At 67.6% G+C, this 25,775-nt stretch carries 22 protein-coding genes; 8 read left to right on the plus strand and 14 right to left on the minus strand.

The features are described 5' to 3' along the window. Together cydB and ACWIQA_RS08745 are read right to left on the minus strand one after the other, a co-directional pair. The coding region (cydB, locus tag ACWIQA_RS08740) for a cytochrome d ubiquinol oxidase subunit II (RefSeq protein ID WP_448582686.1) at positions 1-662 on the minus strand (662 nt) is incomplete at its 3' end. A 5-nt stretch (positions 663-667) separates the two neighbouring features. After that, positions 668-2,260 carry a cytochrome ubiquinol oxidase subunit I gene (locus ACWIQA_RS08745; protein WP_448582725.1) on the minus strand — a complete coding sequence of 531 codons (1,593 nt, stop codon included), beginning with the start codon at positions 2,258-2,260 and terminating at the stop codon, positions 668-670. 85 nt (positions 2,261-2,345) lie between these two features. On the opposite strand from ACWIQA_RS08745, the gene ACWIQA_RS08750 reads away from it, so the two are divergent. Both ACWIQA_RS08750 and ACWIQA_RS08755 read left to right on the plus strand, forming a co-directional pair. Next, entirely contained in the window at positions 2,346-3,962 is a 1,617-nt protein-coding gene (locus ACWIQA_RS08750; RefSeq protein WP_448582687.1) for an ABC transporter ATP-binding protein/permease, read from the plus strand. Further along, entirely contained in the window at positions 3,959-5,656 is a 1,698-nt protein-coding gene (locus tag ACWIQA_RS08755; RefSeq protein WP_448582688.1) for an ATP-binding cassette domain-containing protein, read from the plus strand. The genes ACWIQA_RS08750 and ACWIQA_RS08755 overlap by 4 nt, the downstream gene beginning before the upstream one ends. Here ACWIQA_RS08755 and ACWIQA_RS08760 read toward each other — a convergent pair. Together ACWIQA_RS08760 and ACWIQA_RS08765 are read right to left on the minus strand one after the other, a co-directional pair. Next, complete coding sequence (locus ACWIQA_RS08760) at positions 5,637-6,815, minus strand: ATP-binding protein (protein ID WP_448582689.1); 1,179 nt, start codon at positions 6,813-6,815, stop codon at positions 5,637-5,639. The two genes, ACWIQA_RS08755 and ACWIQA_RS08760, sit on opposite strands and share 20 nt — an antisense overlap. Before the next feature lie 64 nt (positions 6,816-6,879). Beyond that, the gene (locus ACWIQA_RS08765; protein WP_448582690.1) at positions 6,880-8,025 is read right to left on the minus strand and encodes a PQQ-dependent sugar dehydrogenase; all 1,146 of its coding nucleotides are present in this window, start codon (positions 8,023-8,025) and stop codon (positions 6,880-6,882) included. Between the two features lie 90 nt (positions 8,026-8,115). On the opposite strand from ACWIQA_RS08765, the gene ypfJ reads away from it, so the two are divergent. The 3 genes from ypfJ (at position 8,116) to ACWIQA_RS08780 (ending at position 10,540) form a co-directional block, all read left to right on the plus strand. Further along, on the plus strand, positions 8,116-9,045 hold the full coding sequence (ypfJ, locus tag ACWIQA_RS08770) for a KPN_02809 family neutral zinc metallopeptidase (RefSeq protein WP_448582691.1): 930 nt from the start codon (positions 8,116-8,118) through the stop codon (positions 9,043-9,045). Beyond that, positions 9,045-9,974 (plus strand): cupin-like domain-containing protein, encoded by a 930-nt coding sequence (locus ACWIQA_RS08775; RefSeq protein WP_448582692.1) that lies wholly within the window; start codon positions 9,045-9,047, stop codon positions 9,972-9,974. Before ypfJ ends, ACWIQA_RS08775 begins: the two co-directional genes overlap by 1 nt. Positions 9,975-10,060: 86 nt before the next feature. After that, positions 10,061-10,540 (plus strand): PEPxxWA-CTERM sorting domain-containing protein, encoded by a 480-nt coding sequence (locus tag ACWIQA_RS08780; protein ID WP_448582693.1) that lies wholly within the window; start codon positions 10,061-10,063, stop codon positions 10,538-10,540. A gap of 28 nt (positions 10,541-10,568) precedes the next feature. Here the strand turns inward: ACWIQA_RS08780 and ACWIQA_RS08785 are convergent, their stop codons facing one another. From ACWIQA_RS08785 to ACWIQA_RS08810, 6 genes are read right to left on the minus strand one after another with little or no spacing between them, the layout of a single operon-like run. Beyond that, on the minus strand, positions 10,569-11,402 hold the full coding sequence (locus tag ACWIQA_RS08785; protein ID WP_448582694.1) for an SDR family NAD(P)-dependent oxidoreductase: 834 nt from the start codon (positions 11,400-11,402) through the stop codon (positions 10,569-10,571). After that, the gene (locus ACWIQA_RS08790) at positions 11,402-11,707 is read right to left on the minus strand and encodes an REDY-like protein HapK (protein ID WP_448582695.1); all 306 of its coding nucleotides are present in this window, start codon (positions 11,705-11,707) and stop codon (positions 11,402-11,404) included. The genes ACWIQA_RS08785 and ACWIQA_RS08790 overlap by 1 nt, the downstream gene beginning before the upstream one ends. 11 nt (positions 11,708-11,718) lie before the next feature. Next, entirely contained in the window at positions 11,719-13,044 is a 1,326-nt protein-coding gene (locus ACWIQA_RS08795) for an amidase (protein WP_448582696.1), read from the minus strand. After that, positions 13,041-14,405: a phenylacetate--CoA ligase family protein gene (locus tag ACWIQA_RS08800; protein ID WP_448582697.1), complete on the minus strand. Its 1,365-nt coding sequence runs from the start codon at positions 14,403-14,405 to the stop codon at positions 13,041-13,043. Before ACWIQA_RS08800 ends, ACWIQA_RS08795 begins: the two co-directional genes overlap by 4 nt. Beyond that, positions 14,402-15,625 (minus strand): MmgE/PrpD family protein, encoded by a 1,224-nt coding sequence (locus ACWIQA_RS08805; protein WP_448582698.1) that lies wholly within the window; start codon positions 15,623-15,625, stop codon positions 14,402-14,404. Before ACWIQA_RS08805 ends, ACWIQA_RS08800 begins: the two co-directional genes overlap by 4 nt. Then, complete coding sequence (locus ACWIQA_RS08810) at positions 15,622-16,890, minus strand: MmgE/PrpD family protein (RefSeq protein ID WP_448582699.1); 1,269 nt, start codon at positions 16,888-16,890, stop codon at positions 15,622-15,624. Before ACWIQA_RS08810 ends, ACWIQA_RS08805 begins: the two co-directional genes overlap by 4 nt. 39 nt (positions 16,891-16,929) lie before the next feature. Between ACWIQA_RS08810 and ACWIQA_RS08815 the strand changes: the two genes are divergently transcribed. Together ACWIQA_RS08815 and ACWIQA_RS08820 are read left to right on the plus strand one after the other, a co-directional pair. Further along, a complete protein-coding gene (locus tag ACWIQA_RS08815; protein ID WP_448582700.1) occupies positions 16,930-17,649 on the plus strand; it encodes a GntR family transcriptional regulator in 720 nt (239 codons plus the stop codon). Between the two features lie 11 nt (positions 17,650-17,660). Further along, entirely contained in the window at positions 17,661-18,074 is a 414-nt protein-coding gene (locus ACWIQA_RS08820) for a hypothetical protein (protein WP_448582701.1), read from the plus strand. 139 nt (positions 18,075-18,213) lie between these two features. On the opposite strand, the gene ACWIQA_RS08825 is transcribed toward ACWIQA_RS08820, so the two are convergent. Both ACWIQA_RS08825 and ACWIQA_RS08830 read right to left on the minus strand, forming a co-directional pair. Further along, positions 18,214-22,392: a translocation/assembly module TamB domain-containing protein gene (locus tag ACWIQA_RS08825; protein ID WP_448582702.1), complete on the minus strand. Its 4,179-nt coding sequence runs from the start codon at positions 22,390-22,392 to the stop codon at positions 18,214-18,216. Further along, positions 22,392-24,290, minus strand: coding sequence for an autotransporter assembly complex protein TamA (locus tag ACWIQA_RS08830; RefSeq protein WP_448582703.1), 1,899 nt, complete (start codon positions 24,288-24,290; stop codon positions 22,392-22,394). Before ACWIQA_RS08830 ends, ACWIQA_RS08825 begins: the two co-directional genes overlap by 1 nt. A 93-nt stretch (positions 24,291-24,383) precedes the next feature. Between ACWIQA_RS08830 and ACWIQA_RS08835 the strand changes: the two genes are divergently transcribed. Beyond that, positions 24,384-24,863 (plus strand): peptidylprolyl isomerase, encoded by a 480-nt coding sequence (locus ACWIQA_RS08835; RefSeq protein ID WP_448582704.1) that lies wholly within the window; start codon positions 24,384-24,386, stop codon positions 24,861-24,863. On the opposite strand, the gene ACWIQA_RS08840 is transcribed toward ACWIQA_RS08835, so the two are convergent. Both ACWIQA_RS08840 and mscL read right to left on the minus strand, forming a co-directional pair. Further along, positions 24,860-25,330 carry an META domain-containing protein gene (locus ACWIQA_RS08840; protein WP_448582705.1) on the minus strand — a complete coding sequence of 157 codons (471 nt, stop codon included), beginning with the start codon at positions 25,328-25,330 and terminating at the stop codon, positions 24,860-24,862. The genes ACWIQA_RS08835 and ACWIQA_RS08840 overlap by 4 nt on opposite strands. Then, positions 25,327-25,758: a large conductance mechanosensitive channel protein MscL gene (mscL, locus tag ACWIQA_RS08845; RefSeq protein ID WP_448582706.1), complete on the minus strand. Its 432-nt coding sequence runs from the start codon at positions 25,756-25,758 to the stop codon at positions 25,327-25,329. The genes ACWIQA_RS08840 and mscL overlap by 4 nt, the downstream gene beginning before the upstream one ends. Between the last annotated feature and the right edge of the window lie 17 nt (positions 25,759-25,775).

The following is a 25,775-nucleotide window of genomic DNA, read 5'->3' on the forward strand; positions in this document are numbered from 1 at the left end:
GCGAGGAACAGCCCGACAGCAAGGAGGGCGGCAATTGTGCCGATGCGGCGCGCGCGGGCGAGCACCGGGCCGTCCTCGATCTTGATGGAAAGCCAGCCCGCGCCGTGGAGAACCAGCATGGCAACCGAAACAAGGCCGGCAACAAGGGCGAACGGCGAGAAGAGATCAAGGAGGCCCCCCTCATAGACGGAGCGCAGATTGTCATCCAGCCGGAAGGGCACGCCCAGGAGCACATTGCCGACGGCCACGCCGAAGACCAGCGCCGGCACGAAGCCACCGATGAAGAGCGCCCAATCCCACATGCTGCGCCACGCCGGGTCCGCGTTCTTCGAGCGATACTTGAAGCCGACCGGGCGCAGGATGAGCGCCGCCAGCACCACGAACATGGCGAGGTAGAAGCCCGAGAAGCTGATCGCATAGACATGCGGCCAGGCAGCAAAGATGGCGCCGCCGCCGAGGATGAACCAGACCTGGTTGCCCTCCCAAGTCGGGCCGATGGAGTTGATGACAAGGCGCCGCTCAACATCGTCTCGGGCGACGAAGGGGAGAAGGGCCGCCACTCCCATGTCGAACCCGTCGGTCAGCGCAAAGCCGATGAGAAGGACGCCGAGCAGAAGCCACCAGATGACGCGCAGAGTCTCATAGTCAAGCGGGATGGGCATCGATCTTACTCCGCTGGCAGCGGCTGCCACGCCGGTGCATCTTGCCCGGCAACGGCGCGGGGGCGATCAGGAACCGTCCAGCGCGGGTCGGGCTCCGGACCTTTCCGGATGGCAGCGAGCATCAGGCGGACCATGATGACGGCGAGGATCCCGTAGAGGAGGGTGAAGCCGATGATCGTGGTCCACACCTGCGCGAGCGTGATCGAGGAGACGGCGAGGAAGGTCGGCAGCTGGCCTTCCACCACCCAGGGCTGGCGGCCGAGCTCGGCGACGAGCCAGCCGGCCTGCGAGGCAATCCAGGGCAGCGGGATCACGGCAACCGCGAGCTTGAGGAACCAGCGCCGGCCGAAGTCATGGCGGGTCGCGAGGAAGAAGGCGAAGGCGAAGAAGGCGATGAAGAAGAAGCCCGAGCCTGCCATCAGCCGGAAGGTCCAGAAAAGGACCGGCACATTGGGCACGACCGACTGCGCCGCTTTCCGGATGGTCGCCTCGTCGGCGGTGCGCGGGTCGGCAACGAAGCGCTTCAGGAGATAGCCATAGCCGAGATGGGCCTGGTGCTCGGCGAACTGGGCACGCGCTGCCATGTCGGTGCGATCCGCCTTCACCCGCTCGAGCGCATCATAGGCGAGGATGCCCAAACGGATACGAGTCTCCGCCGTTTCCACGAGCTCGGAAATGCCCTTGACTTCGCCCGTCAGGCTGCGGGTTGCGATGATGCCCAGCACATAGGGCACATGGACGCCATAGTGCGTCTTCCGCTCCTCCACATCAGGGATGCCGACGGCGGTGAAGCCAGCAGGGGCCTTCTCGGTGTGCCACATCGCTTCAATTGCCGCGAGCTTCATGCGCTGGTTGTCGGTCAGCACATAGCCGGATTCGTCGCCGAGCACGACGACCGAGAGCGACGAGGCAAGCCCGAAGGCAGCAGCAACGGCAAAGGAGCGGCGGGCAAGCTGGAGATGCCGGCCCTTCAGGAGATACCAGGCCGAAACTCCGAGCACGAAGACCGAGGCCGTCACATAGCCGGCCGAGACGGTGTGGACGAACTTGGCCTGGGCGACCGGGTTCATGAGAACCTCCCAGAAGCTCGTCACTTCCATCCGCATGGTATCGGGGTTGAAGGCCGCGCCGACCGGGTTCTGCATCCAGCCATTGGCAATCAAGATCCACAGCGCCGACAAGTTGGTGCCGAGCGCGACCATGAACGTGACGAACAGGTGGCCGAGCTTCGACAGCCGATCCCAGCCGAAAAACATGAGGCCAACAAAGGTCGCCTCGAGGAAGAAGGCCATCAGGCCCTCGATGGCGAGCGGCGCGCCGAACACATCACCGACGAAATGCGAATAATAGGACCAATTGGTTCCGAACTGGAACTCCATGGTGATGCCCGTCGAGACACCGAGGACGAAATTGATCCCAAACAGCTTGCCCCAGAAGCGGGTGATGTCGCGCCACACGGTGCGGCCCGTCATCACATAGATGCTCTCCATAATGACGAGAATGAAGGAGAGGCCGAGCGTCAATGGCACGAACAGGAAATGATACATCGCTGTCAGCGCGAACTGCAGGCGCGACATCTCGAGGACGGCAAGGTCGATCATTGGACACCCCAACAGGCCCGGAATTTTCCGAGCCATGGCCAGTCTAGCCGCTCGCTCGGGACCTTGCTACCGGGCCGCGCGCATGCCTGCCATTTCCCCTCCTGCAAGGCCCGAGCGCCGCAAGGCCTTATGGCTGCTGCGCAATGCCGCAACATTGCTCTTCCTGGCCGATGCCGCAGCTGCCCTCCCCTTTGCCCTTGGCCTTGCCCTAGCCGTTCAAAATCTCATCTCAGAACAATGGGATGGCATTTTCCTTGGGGCGCTTTTGGTGGCGCTTTCGGGGCCACTTCGGGCCACCGTTCAGGCCAGGGCAGCAGCCGCCGGCGTGGCGCTTGCGAGCAAGACGAAGGCCCGCACCCGCGCCCAGCTTTACCCGCGACTTCTTGCCACAGGCTGGGCGCAAGGCCGGCTGGCAGGCGCGGAAGCGGCAACCGCTGTATCCCAAGTCGAGGCGCTGGAAGGGCTGGAAGCGCGCTATCGCCCCTTGCGGACCACCGCCGCCATCGCGCCCTTGCTGATTGCGGCAGTGGTGGCGTTGGCGAGCCCGGTTGCAGCCCTCATTCTTGTCGCAACGCTGGTGCCCTTTGCGATCGGCATGGCGCTTGCCGGCACGGCGGCGCGGGTTGCAGCCGAACGCCAGCTCGAAAGCCTTTCCATGCTGACCGGCCTCTTCGTCGACCGCGTGCGGGCGCTGCCGGTGATCCTCCATTTCGGTGCGGCACCGCGCCTCGCCACCCAGCTCGAAGCTGCCACCCGCGAAGTCGCCGAGCGGACGCTCTCGACGCTTCGGATCGCCTTTGTCTCGGGCGGGATTATCGAGTTTTTCGCAGCACTGTCCGTTGCCATGGTTGCCGTCTATTGTGGCTTCCAGCTGCTCGGCATCCTGCCCTTCCATGTCCCCGAGACGCTCACGCTGCCCGAGGCTTTCTTTGCGCTCGCACTTGCGGGCGAATTCTATCTCCCCTTCCGCCGGCTGGCAGCGGCCTATCATGACCGCCAGGTCGGTGAGGCGGCCGAAGCGGCGATCGCCGCCCGCCTTGAAGGGCCACCGCCAGTCAAGTTTGCGCCACAGAGGGACTTCGGCGGGCTTGTCGCGCGCAAGCTCGAAGTTGCGCCGGCGCCGGGTGCGCGGGTGGGCCCGGTCGATCTCGAAATCGGCCGGACCGGCCTTGTCGCGCTGACCGGCCCGACGGGTGCTGGCAAGTCGAGCATTCTCTTCGCGCTCGCTGGCCTCTTGCCGCCAGCTGCGGGGGCGCTTGCGCTTGACGGCGGTGACTGGCCCGAGGCCGGTCTTCTCGGCCGCGCTGCCTGGGCCGGGCAGGCCGTCCAGCTGTTTCCGGGAACGCTTGCGTCCAATATCGCCGCTGGCCGCGACGGCGCGACCGAAGGCGAGGTGCGTGCAGCCGCCGAAGCTGCTGGGCTCGGGCCGCTTCTTGCCCGCCGGGGCGGGGATCTCGTTATCGACGCCCGCGGCTCGGGCCTCTCCGGCGGCGAGCGACGGCGCATCGGGCTTGCGCGCGCCCTTCTGACGGATGCGCCTGTGCTGCTGCTCGACGAGCCCACCGCCGACCTCGACCGCGACGCCGCCACCGCCGTCATCACCCGGCTCCGCGCCGAAGCCCAGCAGCGCGCCGTCATTGTTGCAACGCATGATCCGCATCTCATCGCAGCAGCCGAACAGGTGGTGGCGCTCGGATGAGACGCCTTCGGGACCAGAATGGCGAGGTGGAAGAGCGTCTTGCCGCCCGCGCCCGCGAACAGCGCGCCGCCATGCGGCTTGCCATTCTTGCAGCTGTAACGGGTGCGCTTTCCGCCGTCGGGCTGGCTGGGCTCTCGGGCTGGTTCCTCGCTGGTGCAGGCCTTGCGGCCGCAGCAGGGGCAGCGCTCGCCTTCAATTATCTGCTCCCAAGCGCGCTCATCCGCCAGGCCGCCATCTTCCGCACGGGTGCCCGCTATTTCGAGCGGCTGTTCGCCCACCGCGCCGCCTTGTTCGCGCTTGCCGGCCTGCGCGCGGACCTGTTCCGCCTGCTCGCAGCACAGCCGGCCGCGCAGGCGCTCGCGCTTTCGGGCGGAGAGGCCGCGAGCCGCCTGGTTGAAGATGTGGACGCAATCGAGAACCGGCTCGTCCGGGCACCGTCGGCGCCAGCCGGTGTGGCGGCAGGCGTGCTCGCAGTGGTGGTGGCCTGGCTTGCTGCACCGCGCGCCGGAGTTGGTGTTGCTGCGCTCCTTCTTGCGCTTGTGCCGCTTTCCAATGCGCTGCGCACCCGCTTCCTTGAGCCTGCTGCGGAAGACACGCAGGCAGCACTGGGGGCACTCAAGGCGGCAGTCGTCTCGGCAATCGACGCTGCAGCCGAGATCCGGCTGATGGGCCTTGAGACGAAGACGGCTGCCCTGCTCGCAGACGAGGCAGCGCGGCTCGATGCCGCGCGCTCGCGCTATGTCCGCGCCGAAGCGGGGATTGCGGCTCTTGTCACACTGTTCGCCGGGCTCGCGGCCGGGATGGTGCTGCTCCTGGCAGCTGGTGCCCCGGTTGCGCTGGTGGTGGCGGCGGCGCTTGCTGCGCAGGCGGCAGTCGAAGCGCAGGGCGGGCTGGTGCGCACTGCCATCGAACGCGCCCGGGTGGCCGCCGGCCTCGCCCGGCTGGAGGCGACCGCCGGGCCCAAGCCTTCTCCTCCTGCTGCCATCGCCACGCTGGCTCCCGGCCCGCTCTGGATCCGGGTCGCCGGGCAGGAGGTCGAAGTCGAGGCCGGCGGACGGCTGCTGGTCGCAGGCCCAAGCGGCAGTGGCAAGACCCGCCTTCTCCTCGCGCTGGCCGGCCTCGGCCCGGCCAACAGTGCCGAGGCAACGTTGGGCGGCGTGCCGCTTGCCCGCCTTTCGGAAATGGATCGCAGGCGCCTGTTCGCGCTCGCGCCGCAAGCGCCGATGCTGATGGCGGGCACCATTGCCGAGAATCTCGCGCTCGCGCGGCCCGGTGTGACCGAGGCGGAGATGTGGGAGGCGCTCGAGATCGCCGGGCTTGCAGACGTGGTGCGCGCCCGGCCCGGAGGCCTCGGGGCACTGCTCGGTGATGGCGGGCGCGGACTTTCAGGTGGCGAGGCCAAGCGGCTCGCGCTTGCTCGCGCGCTCCTTGCCCGGCGGCCGTGGCTCCTCCTCGACGAGCCGACCGAGGGCCTCGATGCCGAGACCGAGGCCGAGGTCGTCGCGCGGCTCGACACCTGGCTTGGCAGCACGGAAACCGGCCTCGTGCTGGTCTCGCACCGGCCAGCGCCGCGCGCGCTGGTCAGGGGTTCCGTGCTGCATCTGGCGCCTGGCCTGCTTGCGCTGCGGCAGGAGAAAAGCCTCCCGCTGCAACAGCGCAGCTGCCCGGGCCCGGTCACGGCCAGTCAGGCATGATCCGGCGCATAAAGGCATCGAACATCGGGACCGTGAAGGCCGTGTCGCCGTGTGCTGGGGAGAAGAGCATCCCCTTCCTGATGAGCGCGTTCCGGATGGGCGCAAGCTGGGTGACTTGCTTGCCCATGGCGTCTGCAATGTCGCCGGAGCGGTGCGGCCCCGGCCCGAGCGCGGCCATGGCGCGCATATAGCGCTTCTCGGTCGGGGTGAGGCGGTCGAAGCGGACGCGGAAGAAGCTCGAATCCAGTTCGGCAAGCGCCATCACGCCGGCATTCTCGACATCCTGGAGGGTGATGGTCTCATCAAACGCGATGTCCCAGCTGTGCTTGCCCCACTCCTGCAGGAAATAGGGATAGCCCTCGGTTGCAGCGATGATGGCAGCAACCGCCTGGGGCTCGATCTCAGCCCCCTCGCGCTCGATGGGAAGGGTGATGGCGACCCGCGCTGCACCGGAATCAAGCGCGCCCACTGGCACATATTCAAATAATCGCTCGGAATAGGACTTGGCCCGGCCCATGCGGGAAAGGAGCTGAGGAAGGCCTGCTGCCACCATTGTGACTGGCAGCCGCTCCTGGGCGACGGCGTGCAAGGCTGAAATGAGGGCGGAAAGCTGCTCCTCCTCGACATACTGGACCTCATCGATGACGAGCACAACGGCCGTTCCGCGCTCGCGCGCGGCCTCGCCGACGGCAATCAGAAGCGCGGCCAAATCGGCTTCAAGATCGCCCGAGTCGGCGATGCCCATGAGCGGCTCGAAATCGAGGCTGACTTCGATATCGGCATAGCGCAGCTTGAGCTTGGCAAAGCTTGCAAGGGCAGCGAGCGCGCGCTTGGCACCCGATTTTGCCGCCTCCAGCCGATCAAGCTTCAGGAGCGCTGTACGCAAGGGGGCAGCAAGAAGGGCGGGGAGCGAACGGTTCTCCGGCGCCTCAATCCGCACTGGCACCAGCCCGCGCGCCTCGGCATCGGCGCGGATCTTGCCCAAGAGCACCGTCTTTCCGACGCCGCGAAGACCATAGAGGATGAGGCTTCGGGCCGGGCGGCCGGCGGCAATGCGGTCGAGCGCGATCTCGGCCCTCTCGATGAGCTCGTCCCGGCCGGCAAGCTCGGGAGGCTGGGTCCCGGCGCCGGGGGCAAAGGGGTTGCGGCGCGGATCCATGCCCGAGTCTTATCTTCAAGCGATAAACCTTGTAAGTCCCTTATGAGGGGCAGGCGAGGCTGTCCTAGCGTGCTGGTCGCAGCCGCAAGAGCTTTCCTTCCGTATCGTCGGTCAGGACATAGACGAAGCCGTCGGGGCCGACGCGGACGTCGCGCACGCGCGCGCCCACCTCGATTCGGGTCTCCCGCTGTGGCTGGCCATCGCGACCGAGGCGGATGATGCGCACATCCTGGCTCATGAGCCCGCCAGCGAGGAGGGCGCCGTCGAGCCCGGGCATGGCCGTGCCACGGTAGACGGCAAGGCCTGAGGCAGCAATCGAGGGAGTCCAGACCGAGAGGGGATCAACCATGCCGGGGCGCGTGCGTTCCGAAGTGATGGACTTTCCGGAATATTCGATGCTGTACGTCACAAGCGGCCAGCCGTAGTTGCTGCCGGCCAAAAGGCGATTGAGCTCGTCCCCCCCTTGGGCGCCATGTTCGGTGGCATAGATGGCGCCCGTCTTCGGGTCGCGTGCGAGGCCCTGGATGTTGCGGTGGCCGATGGTCCAGACATGCGGGTCCCAGCCAGGAGCGCTTGTGCCCGGGTTGCCTGCAGCCGGCTTTCCATCGGCTGTCAGGCGCAGAGTCTTGCCAAACCAAGTGCGTGGGTTCTGCGCTTGGTTGCGGATGTTGGCGCCGGCGAGCTTCACATTGGGGTTGCCGCCATCGCCGACGCTCATGAGGAGCGAGCCATCGGGCAGGAAGAGGAGACGCGAGCCGAAATGGGCGCCGCCACTCTTGGCCACCGGGTTGCGGGCGATCTCGGTCACGCGCAAGAGCGCATTGCCAGCAAGCCGCGCCCGCGAGAGCGCGATCATGTTCGCCTGCTCGGTACCGACCGAATGGGTGAAGTAGAGGGTGCCGCTGGTCGCGAAATCGGGGGCAAGCGCGACATCGAGAAGGCCACCCTGCCCGAAGGCCGCAACAGAGGGCACGCCCCGGACTGGGGCCGAGATCCGCCCATCCCGGCCCACGAACCGGAGCCGGCCTGGCCGCTCGGAGACCAGCATGCGGCCATCGGGCAGGAAGGCGAGCGCCCAGGGGTGTTCGAGGCCGCTTGCCACTGTCTCCACGCGGATGCCGGGCTCGGCTGGCACCTCAAATGGCACAATGGGCGGCCCTGCCAGCGCAGGCCAAGCAAGGAGGGAAAGGCTGGCAAGCAGGCAGCGCATCTTGTATCCAGGTGGCATGCCCGGCGGCATAGGTGGGCACGGGGTCTTGGTCCAGCCGCTCGGGGCCAGCCGCCTGCGGGAGAGGGTGGAATGCGGCTCGACAACCAGCGCGAAAGTGGCAACATCGAGAACCGCCGCAGCGAGCGTGGCTTCGGCCGTGGCAGCGGCCTCGGCTTTGGCGGTGGGGGGAGCAGCGGCATGGGCGGGCTCCTTGGCGCCTTCCTGCCCCTCATTCTCTCCAAGTTCGGAGTCGGCGGCCTCCTTGTTGCCGGCGCCCTCTTCTTGGCGTTCAACTTCTTTGGCCAGGGTGGCGGCATGGGGCTTGCTCCGCGGCAGAGCACACCCTTGGGCCAGGCTCCCGCGCCTGCAGCCAAGAATGTGCAGCCTGCTGACCAGTTCGTCGCCAAGGTGCTGGCGACAACTGAAGACACTTGGGGCAAGATCTTTGCCGAGCGCGGAGCGCGCTATCCCCAGCCCACGCTCGTCTTGTTCGAGGGCGGCGTGCGCTCGGCCTGTGGTGGTGCCTCCTCCGCTTCGGGGCCCTTCTACTGCCCTGCGGACCAGAAGGTCTATCTCGACACGGCCTTCTTCGACCAGCTCGCCCGCCAGTTTGGCGCACCTGGCGATTTCGCCGCCGCCTATGTGATCGCCCATGAAGTCGGCCACCATGTCCAGACTGTTACGGGCATTTCCGAGCAGGTTGCCCGTGCCCAGAGCCGCGCCAGCAAGGTCGAGGCAAACCAATTGCAGGTCCGGATGGAGTTGCAGGCCGATTGCTATGCCGGAGTGTGGGCGTCGCACAACCGCGACATCCTGGATGAGGGCGATTTTGCTGAAGGCGTGCGGGCAGCCCAGTCGATCGGCGACGACACGCTGATGACCGCAGCGGGCCGCCGGGTCGTGCCCGATGCCTTCACCCACGGCACTTCCGAGCAACGGGTGCGCTGGCTGACCAGGGGCTTCAAGGCCGGCAACCCGGATGCCTGTGACACCTTCTCTGTCCCCTACGGCCAGCTCTGATGCTGAAACCCGAAGTCCGCTCCGGCTTTCGCCCCAACGACCCCGCACGCGCGCTCGGGCTGCGTCCAGCAATCCCTCATGCGGACGAAGCCCAGATCCGGGAGCTTGCGCGGCTCAAGGCCCGGCTCGCCAAGCGGGACTGGCTGCTTGGCATCCGCGCCCGCCTGGAGCGCGAACTCTGGCACGAGGTGCCGCGGGTGCGGGGCATGGCGCCCCAGACCTTCTTCCGGGAGCACTGGTGCACGCTTCGGCCGGTCATCCTTGAAGGCCTTGTTGACCATTGGCCGGCGATGACGCGCTGGAGCCTCGACCATTTCCGGTCGCTCGGCAATCCGGAAGTCGAAGTCCAGTCCGGGCGCGAGAGCGACCCCGAGTTCGAGAGCAATTCCCCTGCCCACAAGACGCGGATGCGCTGGCATGCTCTGCTCGACCGGCTGGCCGCCGACCCGACCACGAACGATTTCTATATGACGGCCAACAACGGCACGGTAAACCGGACGGCACTCGCAGCGCTGTGGGAGGAGATCGGGCCCATCCCCGGCTATCTTGCGAAGAACCGCATGGGCGACGGGTTCTTCTGGATGGGCCCCAGGGGCACCATCACGCCCTGGCACCATGACTTGACGCAGAATTTCCTGCTCCAGATCCGCGGCAGGAAACGCGTGACTCTCGCTGCACCGGAGGAAACGCCCCGGATGCAGAACCACCTCCACTGCTTCAGCCGCTTCGGCACGCGCACTGATTTTGTCGACGAGCCCGATGCACCCCACACCCTCGTATGCGAGATCGGCCCGGGCGATATGCTGTTCCTGCCGGTCGGCTGGTGGCACCATGTCGAGGCCCTCTCGATGACGATCGGGATGAGCTTTACCAACTTCGTCTGGCCCAATGACTTCGAGAAGACGCTCGCCGCGCGCGACCGGCTCTGAGGGGAGGTGTATCGCCGACGCTTTCTGGCACTCTCTGCGCGGGAGCCTGCGAGGGGCAGTCTCCGCAACGGAACGAGACATTGCCCATGACGCTCGCGCGCACGCTCCTGGTGTCTGCCGCGCTTGCCGCGACAGCGGCGCCCACTTCGGCTACAACCTATGTCTTCACCCTCTCCGGCGGCCCGACCGGCTCGTGGAAGCTGCCGGCGAGCCCGGTGCCTGATGTCGTGTTCCTCATTGGCTTCCGCCTCAATTCTGTAAGCGGCACGCTCAGGGGCGCGCCCTTCACTGACCGCATGCAATTCTACGAAGCTTCCGAGGGGGGTGGCGTCTGCATCGGCGTCTTCTGCACCCTTCTCGATCTCTATAGGCCGCAGCTCTACTCTGGCACGCCGGCCGCACCCACCTTCCTTCGCGGCAGCTTCGGACTGAACGACCCCTTCGGCACGCCGGCGGCGCGGCTCACCATCGCGCCCATCCCCGAGCCGGCGAGCTGGGCAATGCTGATCGCAGGCTTTGGCCTTGTGGGATCGGCGCTCCGGCGGCGGGCGCCGGTTCCGGCCTAAGGCCCCAGGGATGCGGGGCAAGGGGAGGTCAGTGGACCTCCTCGCCCCCTGAGACGTTCCACGCCTCGCCGGTTACATAGGCCGCATCGTCCGAGGCAAGGAAGGCGCACAGGGCTGCCGTGTCCTCCGGCAAACCCGGCCGGCCGAGCGGATTTTTCGCCTTCATGTTGGCGAGATAGGCCTCAACGCTGTCAAAGCCGAGAAGCGCGGCGAAATAGGCATTCTGCTTCGCCCCCAGCCCGGTCGTCACATGGTTGGGGCAGACGGCGTTGACGGTGATCGCGTGGCGGCCGAGCTCGACTGCCATCGAGCGCACAAGACCCACCATCCCGTGCTTCGAGGCGCAATAGGGCGCCATGTGCGGAAAGCCCGATTTCGCCGCCTGCGAGGCGATCATCAGGATCCGCCCGCCGCCGCCGCGCGCGACCATGTGTTGGGCGGCATGTTTGGCGGCAAGGAAGGCGCCTTTCAGGTTGACGTCGAGCACCGCGTCCCAGTCGGCTTCCTCCGTTTCAAGAAAGGGCTTCATGAGATAGCCGATCCCGGCGTTCGCCACCATCACGTCGAGCCGGCCGAAGGCGCCGACAGCCGCCTCCACCAGCGCCCGGCAGTCCGCCTCCACCCGCACGTCGCATGGAAAAGCCATGGCCTTCGTCCCCATGGCGCGCAGCCCTTCTGCCACCCGTTCCATCTCGGCGGTGGTCCCGATGTCGCCTTCGCCCATCCGCTCCCTGGGCGTGCCGAGATCGGAGACGACACAGGCCGCGCCTTCCGCGGCAAAGCGGCGGAGGATCGCCGCCCCCAGCCCCCCGGCCCGGCCCGAGCCGGTCACTGCTACCACGCGTCCCTCGAACCGGCGCATCAGAGATCCTCGGTCAGAAGGAACAGCGGATTGTCGGCGAAGGCCTGGAACTCGGCCGCCATCTTCTGGACACTCTCAGAACCGACATCCGCGAGGAACGAGTCCAGCTCCGCTATGTCGATGGTCTCGGCATAGGCATAGGGCGAAGGCGCATCCGAGCCGAGGAGCCCGGTGACGCGATGGACGCGGAAATCCGTGACTGAGCCGAGCGCACGAACGCCAGGCACGTCGGTGGTGCGCGCCCAGGTTTCATAGGCGCTTGGGTCAACACCAGGCTTCAGGTTGAACAGGACCAATATGCGCATGGGGGTTCCTCTCAGGCGAAATCCATGGGCCAGCGATGGGCGTTGAGCGCGCGCTCCAGCGCCTCACCGAGTGCGAGCAAGGTCGAATCCTCACCAGCCCGGCCGACGAGCTGGACTCCGACTGGGAGCCCGTCTGCAGTCCAGCCAGCGGGAATGGCGAGCGCGGGCAGGCCAGCGATATTGGCAAGCGCCGTGAAATCGGCCTGGCTCACGGGTGCCTCGGCAGAAAGCGGGAAGGCTGGCTGCGGAGTCGTCGGCAACAGGATTGCATCATCCACCTGGAGGACCGCCCGCAGCTCCGCCCCTGCTGCATCGAGCGCCTTTGCGCCCTCCGCGAGGGCAGGGTCGGCAAAGGCGCGGCCGAAGGCAAGGCTGGCGCGAAACGCTTCCGAAAAGCCTGCCGGATCCTCTGCCATCGCATGGCCGAAGCGTGCGTCTGCCTCGCGTGCGGCCTCGACGAAGCCGGCCAGCCGCACCCGATGATGATCGATTGCAGCCAGCCGCTCTGTGACTTCGATGCCAAGCCCTTCGAGGAGATCGCGGGCAAGCCGATAGGCATCCTCGACTGCAGCGTGCATGGGAACGCTCGCAACCGAGGAAAGCGTTGCAACCCGCCGGACTGGCCGCTTGTTGCCAGGGGGCGCAAGCGCTGCCATCACCGCGCCCGCGTCCGCGACCGAGCGCGCCAAGGGGCCGATCGTGTCCCAGCGCGCCACCAGCAGCAGCAGGCCTTCATCGGGCACGAGCCCGTTGGTCGGCTTCAGGCCCACGACTCCGCAATAGGCCGCCGGAATGCGGATGGAGCCCAGCGTGTCCGTGCCAAGTGCCGCTGCACACAGGCCAGCTGCCACTGCTGCGCCCGACCCGCCTGATGAGCCCCCAGGGGTGAAGCCATGGCGGTGGGGATTGTGGGTGGCACCGAAATGCGGGTTGGCCGTCGTCGCTCCCAGCGCACCCTCGTGCAGGTTGAGGGTGCCGAGAATGACCGCGCCGGCCGCGCGCAACCGCGCCACGACCTCGGCGTCGCGCTCGGCAACCCGGTTCCGGAAGGCGCCAAAGCCGCCGTGGCAGGCAAGGCCTTGGACTGCGATATTCCCCTTGACTGCGATTGGCACGCCTTCGAGCAGCCGGGCTTGCCCTGCCGCAAGGCGAGCTGCGCTCGCCCTCGCAGCAGCACGCGCGCCGGCCTCGTCGACTGCCGTGAAGGCGTTGAGTGCAGGATCGAAGCGGGCGATCCGGTCGAGATAATGGTCGGTTGCGTCTACGACCGAGACATGACCGGATGCGAACGCGGCCCCGAGCGCGACGACGCCGAGCTGATGGATCGCCGCGCTCACGCCCGGCGCTCGTCGATGAGCCGGAGCGCCTTCTGGCGGACATCGATTTGCGTCATTGGCGCGGTTTCGCCCGGCGCGACCAGCTTGACTTCCACCTCGACCCCGAGCCCCTGTTTGAGGAGCGCAGCATAGGGCTTCGAGTCTGCTGCGGCCGCATTGCGATGCTCGAGGATGACCGTCATCCGGTCCTGGCCGCCGGCGCGCGCAAGGCGGCAGACATATTCCCCAGTCAGCTCTGGCCGGTTTTCGATGATTGCCCCGATAGCATGGGGAAAGACATTGATGCCCTTGAGCTTCACCATGTTGTCGGAGCGGCCGAGAAAGCCTTCGATGCGATCGAACACCATGCCGGTTGCGTTTCTGTCGGTGCGGAAGGCTGAGACATCATGAGTATTGAATCGGATGACGGGGGCCACGTCCCGCTTGTAGAGGCAGGTGACCACCATGTCGCCCTTCTGGCCGCGTGGCAGGGGGGCCCCCGTCTCGACATCGCAGATCTCGACCAGCTGGGCATCCTCCCAGACGTAGAGGCCATCGCGATCAGGACCTTCGCCGGCGATGCTGCCGGTATCGCCCACGCCATACCAGTCATAGGCCTTCGCACCCCCCCAAGCGGCCTCGGTTGCAGCGCGGTCCTCGGTGCCGAGATGGCCGATGATCATCCGGACCGGAATGTCCCGCCCTGGCGCGAGCCCCGCTTCGCGCGCCACCTCGGCGAGCTTTCGCACATAGTCCACAAAACCAACGAGCACGGTTGCGCCAAAGTCCGCCATCAGCTGGACCTGGGTTGCCGAGCGAGTCTCAATACCTGTGCCGGCGGAGAGGAACAGTGCCTCAGTGAAACGGGTATAGGCTTCGCGGATATAGTGGCCGCCGTTGATCATGCCGTGGCCGTAGACCGAGTGGACCACATCGTCAGAGCGCAAGCCCTGCCAGAGCGCCATGCGGGCGACGAGCAGGTTCCCCACTTCGCGCCCCCAGGGACCGAACAGCAGCACTTGCGGTTTGCCGGTGGTGCCCGAGGTGGTGTGGAGCACGACCGGCCCGCCGCTGCGGCCATGGAAATCGCCGAGCGGCGGGTGGGCAGCAATCGAGGCCATGAGGTCCGACTTGTCGAAGCTGGGAAGTTTCGGGAGATCATCGAGGCTCTGGATATCGCCGGGCTCGATGCCCTTTGAACCCCAGAGCCGGCGGTAGAAGGGCACCTCCCAGCCGCGCGCCATGAGTTTTTGGAAATCTGCCTCCTGGCGCGCGCGCAGCTCGTCGCGCGACATTTTCGTATAGCGGGCCGTGAAGGCCTCACCGATGGGATAGGCCTCAAAAAGGGCGCGGGAGTCGATGTGGTCGTACCAGCTGCTCATGGGCTTAATCGGGGAAGAAGGTCAGACAAGGGGTCATGGTCGGGCGGCATGCCGCCGAGCTCGAGCGCGAAGGCAAGTTTTGCGGCAAGCTGGGCAGGCGACATGGGGGCCTCTGGGCTGCCGAGAACAGCAGCAAGCGCCATCTCCTTGCGCTGGCCGCCAGCGAGCTCGACCACCACCCGCTGCGGCGTGAGCGCATTGGGATCCGGGTTGCCATCGTCTGCAAGTTGCAGGCGAGCACCAAGCGCCATCAGCTCCGGATCAGCGAAGGTGGCAGGCGTGAAGGCCCGTGGGTCGATACGACCGTCCCGCAGAATCAGCGCAGTAAGCAATGGCAGGCACAGCCGCGCCCGCGCTGGCGCCATGTCCGCTTCCCACGGCCGGCCGACGAGCCGCAGTACCAGCGGCGGCACCCGCGCTTCGATCGCGAGGATCTCTGCGCCCGGATGGGCGGCCTGCACCCGGGCGATCGCATCGAGCACGCCGTGGCTCGCCCGCCCGCATGGCCAGGGCTTGATGCTGACCTCAGCAAGGAGGCTTCCCAGCCGGCCAAGATGCGCGGCAAGCGCGCCCCTGTCGAACAGAGGGAAATAGCCAAAGGGCCCGTCGAGCGCACCCGCCGGCCCGGAGAGGCCAGCAGCCGCAAGATCGGCTGCAAGCACGCCGGCGCGCGCTGCAAACCCCACTTGCAGGGGAAGTGCAATCGAGCCTTCCAGATGCGCCTGCATGGTGCCACACGCCTGGGCAACGCCGAGTGCCAAGGCATGGGCCATCCGGTCCGGCCCGAGCCCCAGCAGCCGCCCGGCTGCTGCCGCCGCACCGACCGCGCCCGCGGTTGCCGGGCGGAAGAAGCTGAGCGGGCTTGTTGCTGCGACACCAAGCAAGCAGGCGACTTCAACGCCCGCGGCTATGGCGTCGAGCACAGCTTCCGGGTTGGTCAGCGCTTGCCGGTGGGCAATCGTGCGCGCAGCGGCTGTGACTGCTGAGAGGGCATGCACCACTGCCCCCTCGTGCACGGCATCCCATTCGAGGCAGTGGATGGCAAACCCGTCTTCCATGGCTGCGCCGCCCGCCTGTGCCACTTGGCGGGCTGCTGGTGTCGCAAGCCCCGCGAGCCGGACGGCAAGCGTATCGCGGATGAGCCGTTCGGCTGCTGCCCGCGCGGCGCCTTCGGGCCGGTGGCGGCAGACGAACGCGGCAATGGCTGCAAGAGCCGTCATTGGAGCCACTGGCCGAGGAGATCGAGCAGCGGGGCGATCGGCGCTCCATCCTCGGCCGCACAGCATTGCAACGCTGCCTCCGCTGCGTCTCGCCCAAGGCCGCCCCACTGGGCAAGTGCGCGGAGCTTGGCCTCGACATCCGCAACGCCAAGCGGCCGCTCCGGATCGCCCCAAGCATCGGCCACTTCAGAAACCGCCCCGCCGGCAGAAACCCGCGCGCCATAGTGCGCTGGATAGGCCGAAGCGAACGGCTCGGCCACAGTGCAGGAAACCCGCGCCCGCACAGCTGCAAGCGCTAGGTCTGAAAGGGCTTCGAGCTCGAAATCGGCAAGACAGGGCCGGCCGCGCACGGCAACGACAGCGACCGCATGCTGCAGCGAGAATCTGGCCTCACCCGGCGTCAGGGGTTGGGGCCGGTCACAGAAGGCAAGTGCATCGCCATAGGTCTCAACGAGGATGGGCCCTGCGGCAAGCACAGCCGGCGGCAGGGCAAGTGCGGCATCGATTGCGGGATGGGCATGGCGGCAGGCCGGCCAGGGCTTCAGTGAAAGCGCGAACAGCCGCCAGCCTTCCGCCAGCGCCAGCGGGCGCGGCGAGCGCGTCATTGCCGCCCAGAGCCCCTGCGGCCCCTCGAGGATGGCGCGCGGAGCGCGGAAACCCTTGCTGGCGAGGCGCGCGTGCCACAGCCCGGCACGCGCCGCGTGTGCGACATGGATGGCCTTGGTGTGGACTCCGGGCTCATGCCGCAGCTGCCAGAGCCCGCCGGCGAGCGACACCGCATGGCCAATGGCGTCAGCCACCTGCTCCTGGTCGAGCCCGAAGACGCGTGCGGCTGCGACAGCTGCACCGGCCGTCCCCGCCGTCGAGGTTGGATGCCAGAAAGCGTAGTGATGGTCATCAAGGGTCCGGCCGAGCCCGACCATCGCTTCCACGCCCGCGACAAACCCGTCCAGCAACACCCCCATCGGCGCCTCGATGGCGCGTGCGGCTGCAAGTGCTGCAGGCCACAGCACTGGCCCCGGGTGAAGCCGCCCCATTCGGTCGACATCGTCCATCTCGAGCAGATTGCCAAGAAGCGCTGCCCGCATGATCGGATCTGGCTCTGCAGCGCGCGCCATTGCGGCCACTTCGCTCTCCCGCGCTCCGGCGACACAAGCAAGCCAGTCGAGAAGATGCAGCCGGGCCCGGGCCCGGGCGTCTGCGCCCACTGGTCGCAGGCTGGCAGTCGCGAGCACTTCCGAGGCGGTCGCGAGTTGTCCGGACATCTGCTTGCCCTAGTGGCAGCGGACGGGCTAGGGCAAGCCATGTCGGAACGTGCCCAGCCCCGCTATGCTGCACTTGCGGATGCGCTGCGTGCCGACATCCGTGCTGCCCGGATGCGGCCGGGTGACCCGCTGCCGACCGAGGCGCAGCTGACGGCCCGCTTCGGCGTTTCGCGCTTTACCGTGCGCGAGGCGCTGCGCACGCTGGCAAGCGAAGGGCTCATTGTGCGCAAGCGCGGCTCGGGCACGGTTGTGGCAGCAACGCGGCCGGCGCTCCGCCAGGCGCTTTCGGATACGCAGGCGCTGCTCCAATATGCGCAAGCCTCGAGCTTCTGTATCGCGCCTGCCGTCCTTACGAGGCTGCGCCCGGCGCAGGCAGCGATGTTGCAGCGGCCAGCAGGCGAGCCCTGGCTGCATATCCGCGGGATCCGCGTGATGGACGGGGCTGCCGAGCCCGTTGCCGTGACCGATGCGTTCCTGCATCCCCGGTTTCAATCCGTTGCGGCTGCGCTCACCTCAGGACATGAAGCGCTGTTCGCCCAGCTCGAACGGCTTGCCGGTTTGCGGATCGGCCGCGTGACGCAGGAGATCCAGGCCGTCAATGCAACGGCTGCCGAAGCCCGTGTGCTCGCGATTCCCAAAGGCGCAGCCTGTCTCAGGATTATCCGCCATTATTTCGACCAGGCGTCTGATCTCGTCGAAATGTCATGCTCGGTTCACCCGGGAACGCGTTTCAGCTACATGGTCGAGACCTCGAGCTGAAGGATGGACACATGGACCGGTTTCTGGTGGCGGGCATCGCACTCGCCGCGTTTGCCGCCGCTGCGCTCGCGCAGGAGGGCACCTACCGGACTCGCACGGTCCTCGTCTACGGGGATGACCCCTGCCCCAAGTCCGAAAATCCTGACGAGATCATCGTCTGTGCCCGTCGCCCGGAGGAAGAGCGCTACCGGATCCCGCGCGAACTGCGCGAGGCCGAGCGCGCCTCGACCATCGCGCGGGAGGACCAGGTCGGGGCCAACCGCGCCCAGCTTGCAAGCGGCCGCGATGCTGCAACTGGCACAGGCAGCTGCTCGGCCGTAGGCCCGGGTGGTGTCACGGGCTGCACGCAAGGGATCGACCTCGTCGGCGCTGCCCGCACCATCCGCGACGCTGCCCGCACGGCAACCGAGCCGACCGACGACTGATATCTGCGCTCGATGACCCGTCGTCATCGAGCCTTCGGCCTGACGGCCGGCGCGCGGTCGCGCTTGCGCGCCCGGTGACCGGTTCCGGTCGCCGGGACGCGGTAACAGGCGGCCCGCCTTTCCCGGCAGCACGCGCGGGTCAATAGTCCCGGCTGTAGCGCAGGTTGACGCTGGCGTTCCCTAATGTTGTCACCTGCGCCAAGAGGCCCAACACCCTGTTGATGGCGAACTCGAGCGTGGTCAAGGCATTGCCGCTGGTATCAGTTGCGACTTCCACATAGAGGTTGCGGCCGATCCGCTCGCCGAATGCAATGGCCGTGCCAAGCCCGGTTGCTGTGTCACTGCCCTGGAGGCGGATGCGGTCAATCCCTGAAGCGCGCTGCAGCTGACCGACGGGATCGAACCCGCCGCTCCCCCCGCGCAGCGCCGCAAGCGCAGTCGCAAGCTGCACGGCCTCGGTCACAGAAAGATCAGCAACGGAAGTGCCGAATAGCAGGCGCGCGAGCACCTCGTCCTCAGGCAGCGGGGGTGAGGAGGTGAAGCCGATCTCTGGCCGCCGTGCCGTACCGCTGATCCGGACTCCGGCCTCGAACCCCTCTGCGCGCGATTTCGCTTGGATATCGAGGGTGGAGTCAAGCGGAGCGCCAGTAAAGCCAATCCGGCCCCGGCCGATCTCGAACGTGCGCCCAGCGAAATCATAGCTGCCGCGCGCCAGCACGGCCTCGCCCGAGAGGCGGGGATTGCGAGCATCGCCTCCGATCCGGACCCTTGAACCCCAGAAGCTCTCGAGACCAAGCCCATCGACCTTCACGCTGTCACGCGCGAGGACCTCGACATCGAAGCGCACGAGCGACCCCGCTTCACGCGCCAGTGCAGGTGCTGCGCTCTCGCTCTTGCGGCGCACCGGCACATTCGCTGCTGCTGTCGCCTGGGTCTGGCCCAGCCGGAACCGCCCCTGCGTGACTTCAAGCACTCCGGAAAGCGTGGACCGCGCAAGCGTGCCCTTGAGCGCAAGCGGCCCTGAGGCGATGATCCGGATTGTCGGGCTGTCCGCCAGCAACGCCTTCTCGAGCCTGAAGGCAAGGTCGAGTTGACCGCCGCCTTCTGCTTCCAGCCGGATGCTGCCCTGCCCGCGGATGTTGCCGCCATTGGCATCGGCGCTGATGCGCGAGATGACAAGCCGCGACCCTTCGAACGTGCCTTCGATGTCGAGGTTGGTGAGCCGTGTGCCAAAGCCCAGGTTGCGATAGGCAAGGCCCTTCCCGCGCACACCGCCCTCGATGCGGGGGGCGGCAACGGTTCCTGTGACATCAAGCGCAAGCCCGACAGGTCCGCTCAGCTCCTGGTCGGGAATGTCGAGGAAGGACCACACGGTCTCGGCAGGGCCGGCATAGCGCAGCCCGCCGCTGATCGCGCCCGCAAGCAGCCGGTCGGCAAAGCTCTTGCCACCGCCAGGCACCAGCCGCAGCAGCAACCGGCCAGAGGAGCCGCGACTGCCAGTCAGACGGGCACCGGCAACGAGGCCTTCCCTCGTGCTGCTTGCCTCGAGATCGACATCGATCCGCGGCACATCGCTGACGGCAGATGGCCGGGAGAAGCCGCGCAGCCGCAGCTGCACGCGCCCTGCCGGCCAGGTCTCGCCCGGGCCAAGCGCAAGATCGACATAGCCATCCACCCGGCCGCGCACAGCAAGGCGCGAATCGGCAAGCCGCGTGGCATCAAGGTCCACACCGTCAACAGCAACGCGAAGCCGCCCGCCTGCCCCGAATTGGCCGGCGAGATCAATGCTGCCCGTCGGCAGCGCCAGGCGGGCCCGGACCAGCTCCCACCCCTTGGGCAGGCGACGGATGCGGGCTGGCTCCAAAAGCCGGAACGGCAGCGCGCCATAGCGACCGTCAAGCCCGACGAGGAGGCCCAGTGAATCCTGACGGATTGTGGCTTGACCGCGCAGCATCCGCCCCCGCCACAGTCCGGAGCCGGAAACGCGCCCCTCGCCGCCGGCCTCGCTTGCCACACCTTGGGCGGAGAATTCGCTGAGCCTGAGGCCAGCGCGCACGAGATTGCGGGCTGCAATCGTGCCCGAAAGCCGGGGGCCATCGGCCGTCAGAAGGAGCGTCGCTTCAACAGTCCCGGCACCGATGATGACCGGCTCGGCAAGCGGGAGCCGCGCCTGTGCAGCCGTGCCCGTGGCGGTTATGCGCTGCGCAGCACCCACAGCCGAGAAATCGAGCGTGCCGTCAAGCCCGGAGCCCGTCACGCCAAGCCGGCCAGCGAACGGCCCGGCTGCTGTCTGGACCAGCCGCCCCGACGCCCGGATGCCCGAAAGCGACGCGTCTGCGACATCGATTGCAAGTGGCCCAGCAGCTGCCAGTTCGACTCTTCCGGCAATTGCGAGCGGGCCCTGTGGCGTGCGGCCCGAGGCCGTGATGGCAAAGCCGCCGGCCACCGGCACAGCTTCGAGCCGAAGCTCGGCAAGTCCAAGCCCAAAGCCCGGTGCGGCCAGCTGCACTTGCAGCCTTGGGGCGGCAAGCGTGCCATTGGCACGCAGCGCAAGCGGGCCGAAGCGGCTGGTGCCGGCCCCGGCAAGCGCGAAGCGGCCCGAGCCGGAGTCAAGCTGGAGCCCGACTGCCCCCAGGCTGAGGTCAGGTGCTGCGAAGCTCCCATCTTGCACCCGGAGCTGACCGCCTGAAAAGGTGAAGGGAAGGCGTGCTGTCGGCAGGCCGCCGAGCTGGCGGCGCAGGCCATCACCAAGCGCAACCGCGCGAAGCTCAAGGAGCCCGCGCGCGGCAAGGGCACCCTTGCTATCCGGGGCAAGGCGCGCCCGCGCCACTGCAGCGACGCGGACGTCGGCCCCGAGCGCCAGCCGGGGGACAGTGGCTGTGGCCTCCAGCTGCCAGCGGCCGATCTGACGCGCAAAGCTTGCCACACCTGCGCCAGTTGCACCTGCTGCACGCAGCCGAAGGTCGTCGGCAGCGTAGCCGCCGGCCGTCTGCTGCAGCGTGCCGGTGAGTTCCGGGCGGGCAAGAAGGTCCGCGATTTCGGGCGGGAGGCCGGTCAGCCGCCGGGCACGGGCAGTGAACGGAGCCTTCAACCGCCTGCCCGTCCAGGCCAGCTTCCCTTCAGCCTCGAGGCCCTCGGCGCCGACGGCTTCGTCGCCTGCGCCCTGCACCAGCCGCGCCGCGCGCACGGACCAGCTGCCTTCGGGCGCGCGCAGCGGGCCTGCAAGCCGAACGTCGAGCCGGACTGGCGCGCCAGCAAGACCAAGCTGGAGCCGGCCGGGGTCAACGACATCAAGCCGCAGGCGGCCATCGGCAATCCGCTCGCTCTGGCGGTCAAGAAGGCCGCCGGCAACGAGCGAAAGCCCGTCCCCGCGAAGATCAAGGGCAATCCGAGTTTGCCGGCCTTCGGGCACGGCGCGGGCCTCCACTTCGAAGGCTTGGCCAAGCCGCCCGGCAAGGATGTCCGGGAGCACGGGGCCCGGGCGGATGGTGCCAGACAGGGCGAAGCGGCCATCGTCGGCCGAAATGCCGAGCGTTGCTGCTGGCACTTCGCCGATCCTTGTGTTCAAGACGCCGCGCCAGCGCGTCCAGCCGCCGACACCGGAGAGGTCGAGCCGCACGGGCTCGGCAAGACCCAGGGCAGCCGTCACCAGCCCCCCCGGCATCCCGACCAACTGCCCTTCGAGGTCGAGACGGTCGGAATCGGGTGCAGCATCAACGAGAAGCCGCAGCCGGTCGCCCTTCGTGGCAGCGGCCTCGAGCGCGACGAAAGCAATCCGGTCGGCGAGCGCGATCCGGCCGGCAAGCGCGACGGTTTCGGCAACGCCGGCAACCTCATCGTCAACGACAAGCCGCGCGACGTCGAACCGGTCGATCGCCACGGTGATATCAGGAAGGAGCGGCGCATCTGGTGGCGGCGGGATGAGCCGAGGCCGGCGCCAGAGCCGGACTTCCTCGGCTTCGAGCCAGCGCAGATGGATTCGCCCGCCGAGAAGCGCCCGTGCCGACCAGTCGATGGCGAGGGCCGGCGCGGTTGCGAACACGCCGTCCTGATCGGTCACCACCACATCGCGGAGCCTGGGGGCGCGGAGCAGGCTGCCATCGATTCGGCCGACGGCAACAGCCACGCCATTCTCAAGGACAAGATGCGGCAGCAGCGTCCGGACAACAAAGGCGCGGCCTTTCGCCGTCTCGGACAAGGCCCAAAGGCCAGCGCCGGCAAGCGCCAAGAGCAGGAGCCCGGCCAGCGCCAGGAGCGTGACCATCAAGGGCCAGCGCGGCCGGCGCGGCGGAGGGTCGCCAGGCGGCGGGTCGGCCATCAGAAGGCCTGTCCGATCGAGATATAGAGCACGACCTGCGGGTCTTGCGGCCGGCGGTTGATGGCCCGGGCAAGATCAAGTCGCAGTGGCCCGAAGCTTGTGAAGTAGCGGACTCCAAGCCCGGCGCCGTAGCGCAGCGCATCGAGCTGCGGCCGAGGCCCCTCCTCAAGCTGGCCCAAATCGAGGAAGCCGACGATGCCCCAGTCGCCAATCCGGTACCGCGCCTCGAAGCTTGCCTCGAACAGGCCGCGGCCGCCGATGGGGCGAAGCTCGCCTGCAGCATCGCGAGTCTGTGGCCCCACCCCCTGGAAGGAATAGCCGCGCACCGAGCCTCCCCCGCCAGCATAGAGCCGCCGCGACGGTGCAATGCTTGCCCGCTCAGCACCGACAATGCTGCCAAGCCGTAACCGCGCGGCAAGAACCAGCGGTTCCGCTGCCCGGAGATAGGCGCTGGCATCGCCCTGCATCCGGGCATAGGCATCGATGCTGCCAGCACGGACCGCTCCTTCGGGCGCCATCCGGAGGCTGACGCGGAAGCCGCGCGTTGGGTCGAGGAGATCGTTGGTCCCGTCATAGCCGCCGCTGCCATAGACGGCGAGGATGCTGTACTGATCGCGGCTGTCATCGCGGAGGGCCTCGGCCTTGTCCCGCTCGCGCGTGAAGAGAAACTCGGCGCCAGTCTCCCACACCCAGCGCTTCTGCCAGATCGGCGTCGACTCCCGCCCGATCGACCCGCCCACGCGCGCCGTGCGGGCATCAAAAGCCGGGCGGTTCTCGTTCACGAATTCGGCGCCAAGGAGCAGGAAGCGGTCGCGCCGGCCGAAGTTCGCCTTGCGCACATCGGCGGACACGCGCTGCTCCTGGGTTCCGACGACGCCGCGCAGCGTCAGATTGCCTTCGGGCTTCCACAAGTTGCGGTTTTGCCAGCGGGCCTCGATGCGGACGCCCTCGTTGGTCGAGTAGCCAGCCTGGCCCGTGAGGCTGCGCCGCGGTGACGGCTCGCCAGCGACTTCGATGTCAGCGATCGCCCGGCCTTCGGAGTCGAAGCGGCCGGTCTCAACGGGCGTGACCGCCACGCCTGCAAGAAGCCGGGTGGCAACGACGGCGCGGCGGAAATCATCAACCAGCACACCCGACCAGGGCTGCCCTTCGGCAAAGCGGGCGATGCGCGCGGCGTGGCGCTCGTCAAACGGCCGGTGGCCGACGAGCCGGATGCGCCCGAACACGGCAGGAGCTCCGAGGTTGCCAGTCAGGAGATAGTCGCCGGTCCGGCCTTCGTCGTCGATGACGATGTCGCGGGGCCCAAGTTCGGCAAAGGGGAAGCCAGCTTCCGCAAGCTGCAGCTTGTAGCGCGCCTCCGCCTCCTCCACTTCGGCGAGCCGGATCGGCAGGCCCGGCATGAGACCGAAGTCGGCAGCAAGCTCTGGCCGGCCTTCGGGCAGGGCATCGAGCGCGATCTCGCGCCAGACATAGCGTGGACCGGGGTCGACCTTGATGACAACCTCGCGGCGGCCCTCCAGCGTCTTGAGGCCGATGTCGAAGGTGGGCGAAAACCAGCCCTCGTTCTTCAAGAGATCGCGGAGCAAGCGCTCATCCGTCCGCAGCCGGTTGGCAAGCTCGAGTGCAGTGAGCGTTTCGGACTGGCCACGCCAGAGAGTCGAGGCCGCGCGATAGGAATCCTCGATCCCAGTCGGGCGAAGCCCCGAGACCTCCAGCCGGTAGCTGCGCGGCAGGTCGGGCAGAGCACTGCCGACCATCTCGCCCGCGTCGATGTCGGCGAGGCTCTCGAGCGGGACAAGGGGCGCAAAAAGCGTTGGGTCGGCCGGGGCTGGCTCGGGAAAGGGCGCAACCACAACTGGCTCAGGCGGCCCGGGCGGTGGCGCGGGTTGCGCTGCCACTGGCGCCAGGCACAGCAAGGCAAGGGCGGCACATTTTGACGTGCGCTGCCCGCGCTGCCACAGGACAGCCGAGAAGACGAAGGAGCGCGAACGATGACCGAGATTGCCGACCATATTGAAATGATCCTCGACAGCGGCCCGGTCTTGATCCGCCTGCGACGCGATCTCGCGCCCGCCCATTGCGAGCGCATTACGGCACTGGCTCACTCCGGCTTCTACGACGGCATCGTCTTCCACCGCGTCATCCCGGGCTTCATGGCCCAGGCCGGCTGCCCGCACGGGCGCGGCACTGGCGGCTCGTCGCTGCCTGACCTCAAGGCCGAATTCTCGGACGCGCCCCACGTTCGGGGCGTTTGCTCGATGGGGCGCACGTCGGCACCGCACAGCGCCAACAGCCAGTTCTTCATCTGCTATGGCGATGCCCGCTTCCTCGACAACCAGTACACGGTCTGGGGAGAGGTCGTCTCCGGAATGGAACATGTCGATGCCCTGCCCGTGGGCGAGCCGCCCCGCAACCCCGGTGTCATCCGGGCGATGCGGGTGGTCTTGGCAGCAGGCCAGGGCAGAAGCTAGGTCGCCTTTGGAGCTGGCCGGGCCCGCGCGATGATGCTCCCGTCGGCACTCAGCAAGGTGAGCACGTCATCGGCCACCTGCCAGCGCGCAACGCCCTCGAGGGCAGCGGTAAAACGCCGCTCCAGTTCCATCTGCGGGGCGGGGCAGGCCATCATGGTCATCGCAGCCGCGCCCACCTTGATGCCGTCTGCGCCCGTGAAGCTGACCGGCCCCATGTAGCGATTGCAGCCGCCAAAGCCAAACACCCGGCCCTCGCGAAACCCGATGGTCGGAACCCGGCCCGTGACTGGCGCGCCGGCCAGCTCAAAGACTGCCCACTCCCCGGCAAGCGCAGCCGGAACCGGTGCAGCCGGAGGCGATGTCGCAGCAGGTGCAGCGCGCGCGACATCGTCGCTCATCGGCGCACAGGCACCAACGGCGCCCAAGGCCGCCAGGGCAAGGGAGCGCAGCAGGGGATGGCAGATCATGGACGGCTCTCCTTCAAAAGGTCGCGGATCTCCCGCAAAACGACGACATCGGGGGGATCAGCAGGTGGTGCCGCATCGCGCCTTGGCAGCAGGCGATTGGCCTGCCGGACCAGCAGGAACACAGCAAAGGCGATGATGAGGAAGTTGACAAGCGCGGTCAAAAAGGCGCCATAGCCCAGCACCGGCACACCAGCAGCCTTGAGCGCCGCATAGTCATCGGTTGCACCAGCATAGCCGGGCGGGATCGGGCCCAGGCGCAGGAAGAGGTTCGAGAAGTCCGGATTGCCCGTCAGGGCAGCAAGGAGCGGCATCAAGAGATCCTCGGTGACCGACGTGACAATCGCACCGAAGGCTGACCCGATCAGGACGGCAACGGCAAGATCGAGCACATTCCCCTTGCTGATGAACGCCTTGAACTCCTGAAGCATGCGCCCCTCCCGCAGCG

It is taken from the genome of Thermaurantiacus sp., from assembly GCF_053487655.1.

Coding starts and splice junctions, on each gene's coding strand:
- ACWIQA_RS08750 (WP_448582687.1), top strand. CDS start 2,346: ATGCCTGCCATTTCCCCTCCTGCAAGGCCCGAGCGCCGCAAGGCCTTA.
- ACWIQA_RS08755 (WP_448582688.1), top strand. CDS start 3,959: ATGAGACGCCTTCGGGACCAGAATGGCGAGGTGGAAGAGCGTCTTGCC.
- ACWIQA_RS08760 (WP_448582689.1), bottom strand. CDS start 6,815: ATGGATCCGCGCCGCAACCCCTTTGCCCCCGGCGCCGGGACCCAGCCT.
- ACWIQA_RS08765 (WP_448582690.1), bottom strand. CDS start 8,025: ATGCGCTGCCTGCTTGCCAGCCTTTCCCTCCTTGCTTGGCCTGCGCTG.
- ypfJ (WP_448582691.1), top strand. CDS start 8,116: ATGCGGCTCGACAACCAGCGCGAAAGTGGCAACATCGAGAACCGCCGC.
- ACWIQA_RS08775 (WP_448582692.1), top strand. CDS start 9,045: ATGCTGAAACCCGAAGTCCGCTCCGGCTTTCGCCCCAACGACCCCGCA.
- ACWIQA_RS08780 (WP_448582693.1), top strand. CDS start 10,061: ATGACGCTCGCGCGCACGCTCCTGGTGTCTGCCGCGCTTGCCGCGACA.
- ACWIQA_RS08785 (WP_448582694.1), bottom strand. CDS start 11,402: ATGCGCCGGTTCGAGGGACGCGTGGTAGCAGTGACCGGCTCGGGCCGG.
- ACWIQA_RS08790 (WP_448582695.1), bottom strand. CDS start 11,707: ATGCGCATATTGGTCCTGTTCAACCTGAAGCCTGGTGTTGACCCAAGC.
- ACWIQA_RS08800 (WP_448582697.1), bottom strand. CDS start 14,405: ATGAGCAGCTGGTACGACCACATCGACTCCCGCGCCCTTTTTGAGGCC.
- ACWIQA_RS08805 (WP_448582698.1), bottom strand. CDS start 15,625: ATGACGGCTCTTGCAGCCATTGCCGCGTTCGTCTGCCGCCACCGGCCC.
- ACWIQA_RS08810 (WP_448582699.1), bottom strand. CDS start 16,890: ATGTCCGGACAACTCGCGACCGCCTCGGAAGTGCTCGCGACTGCCAGC.
- ACWIQA_RS08815 (WP_448582700.1), top strand. CDS start 16,930: ATGTCGGAACGTGCCCAGCCCCGCTATGCTGCACTTGCGGATGCGCTG.
- ACWIQA_RS08820 (WP_448582701.1), top strand. CDS start 17,661: ATGGACCGGTTTCTGGTGGCGGGCATCGCACTCGCCGCGTTTGCCGCC.
- ACWIQA_RS08825 (WP_448582702.1), bottom strand. CDS start 22,392: ATGGCCGACCCGCCGCCTGGCGACCCTCCGCCGCGCCGGCCGCGCTGG.
- ACWIQA_RS08835 (WP_448582704.1), top strand. CDS start 24,384: ATGACCGAGATTGCCGACCATATTGAAATGATCCTCGACAGCGGCCCG.
- ACWIQA_RS08840 (WP_448582705.1), bottom strand. CDS start 25,330: ATGATCTGCCATCCCCTGCTGCGCTCCCTTGCCCTGGCGGCCTTGGGC.
- mscL (WP_448582706.1), bottom strand. CDS start 25,758: ATGCTTCAGGAGTTCAAGGCGTTCATCAGCAAGGGGAATGTGCTCGAT.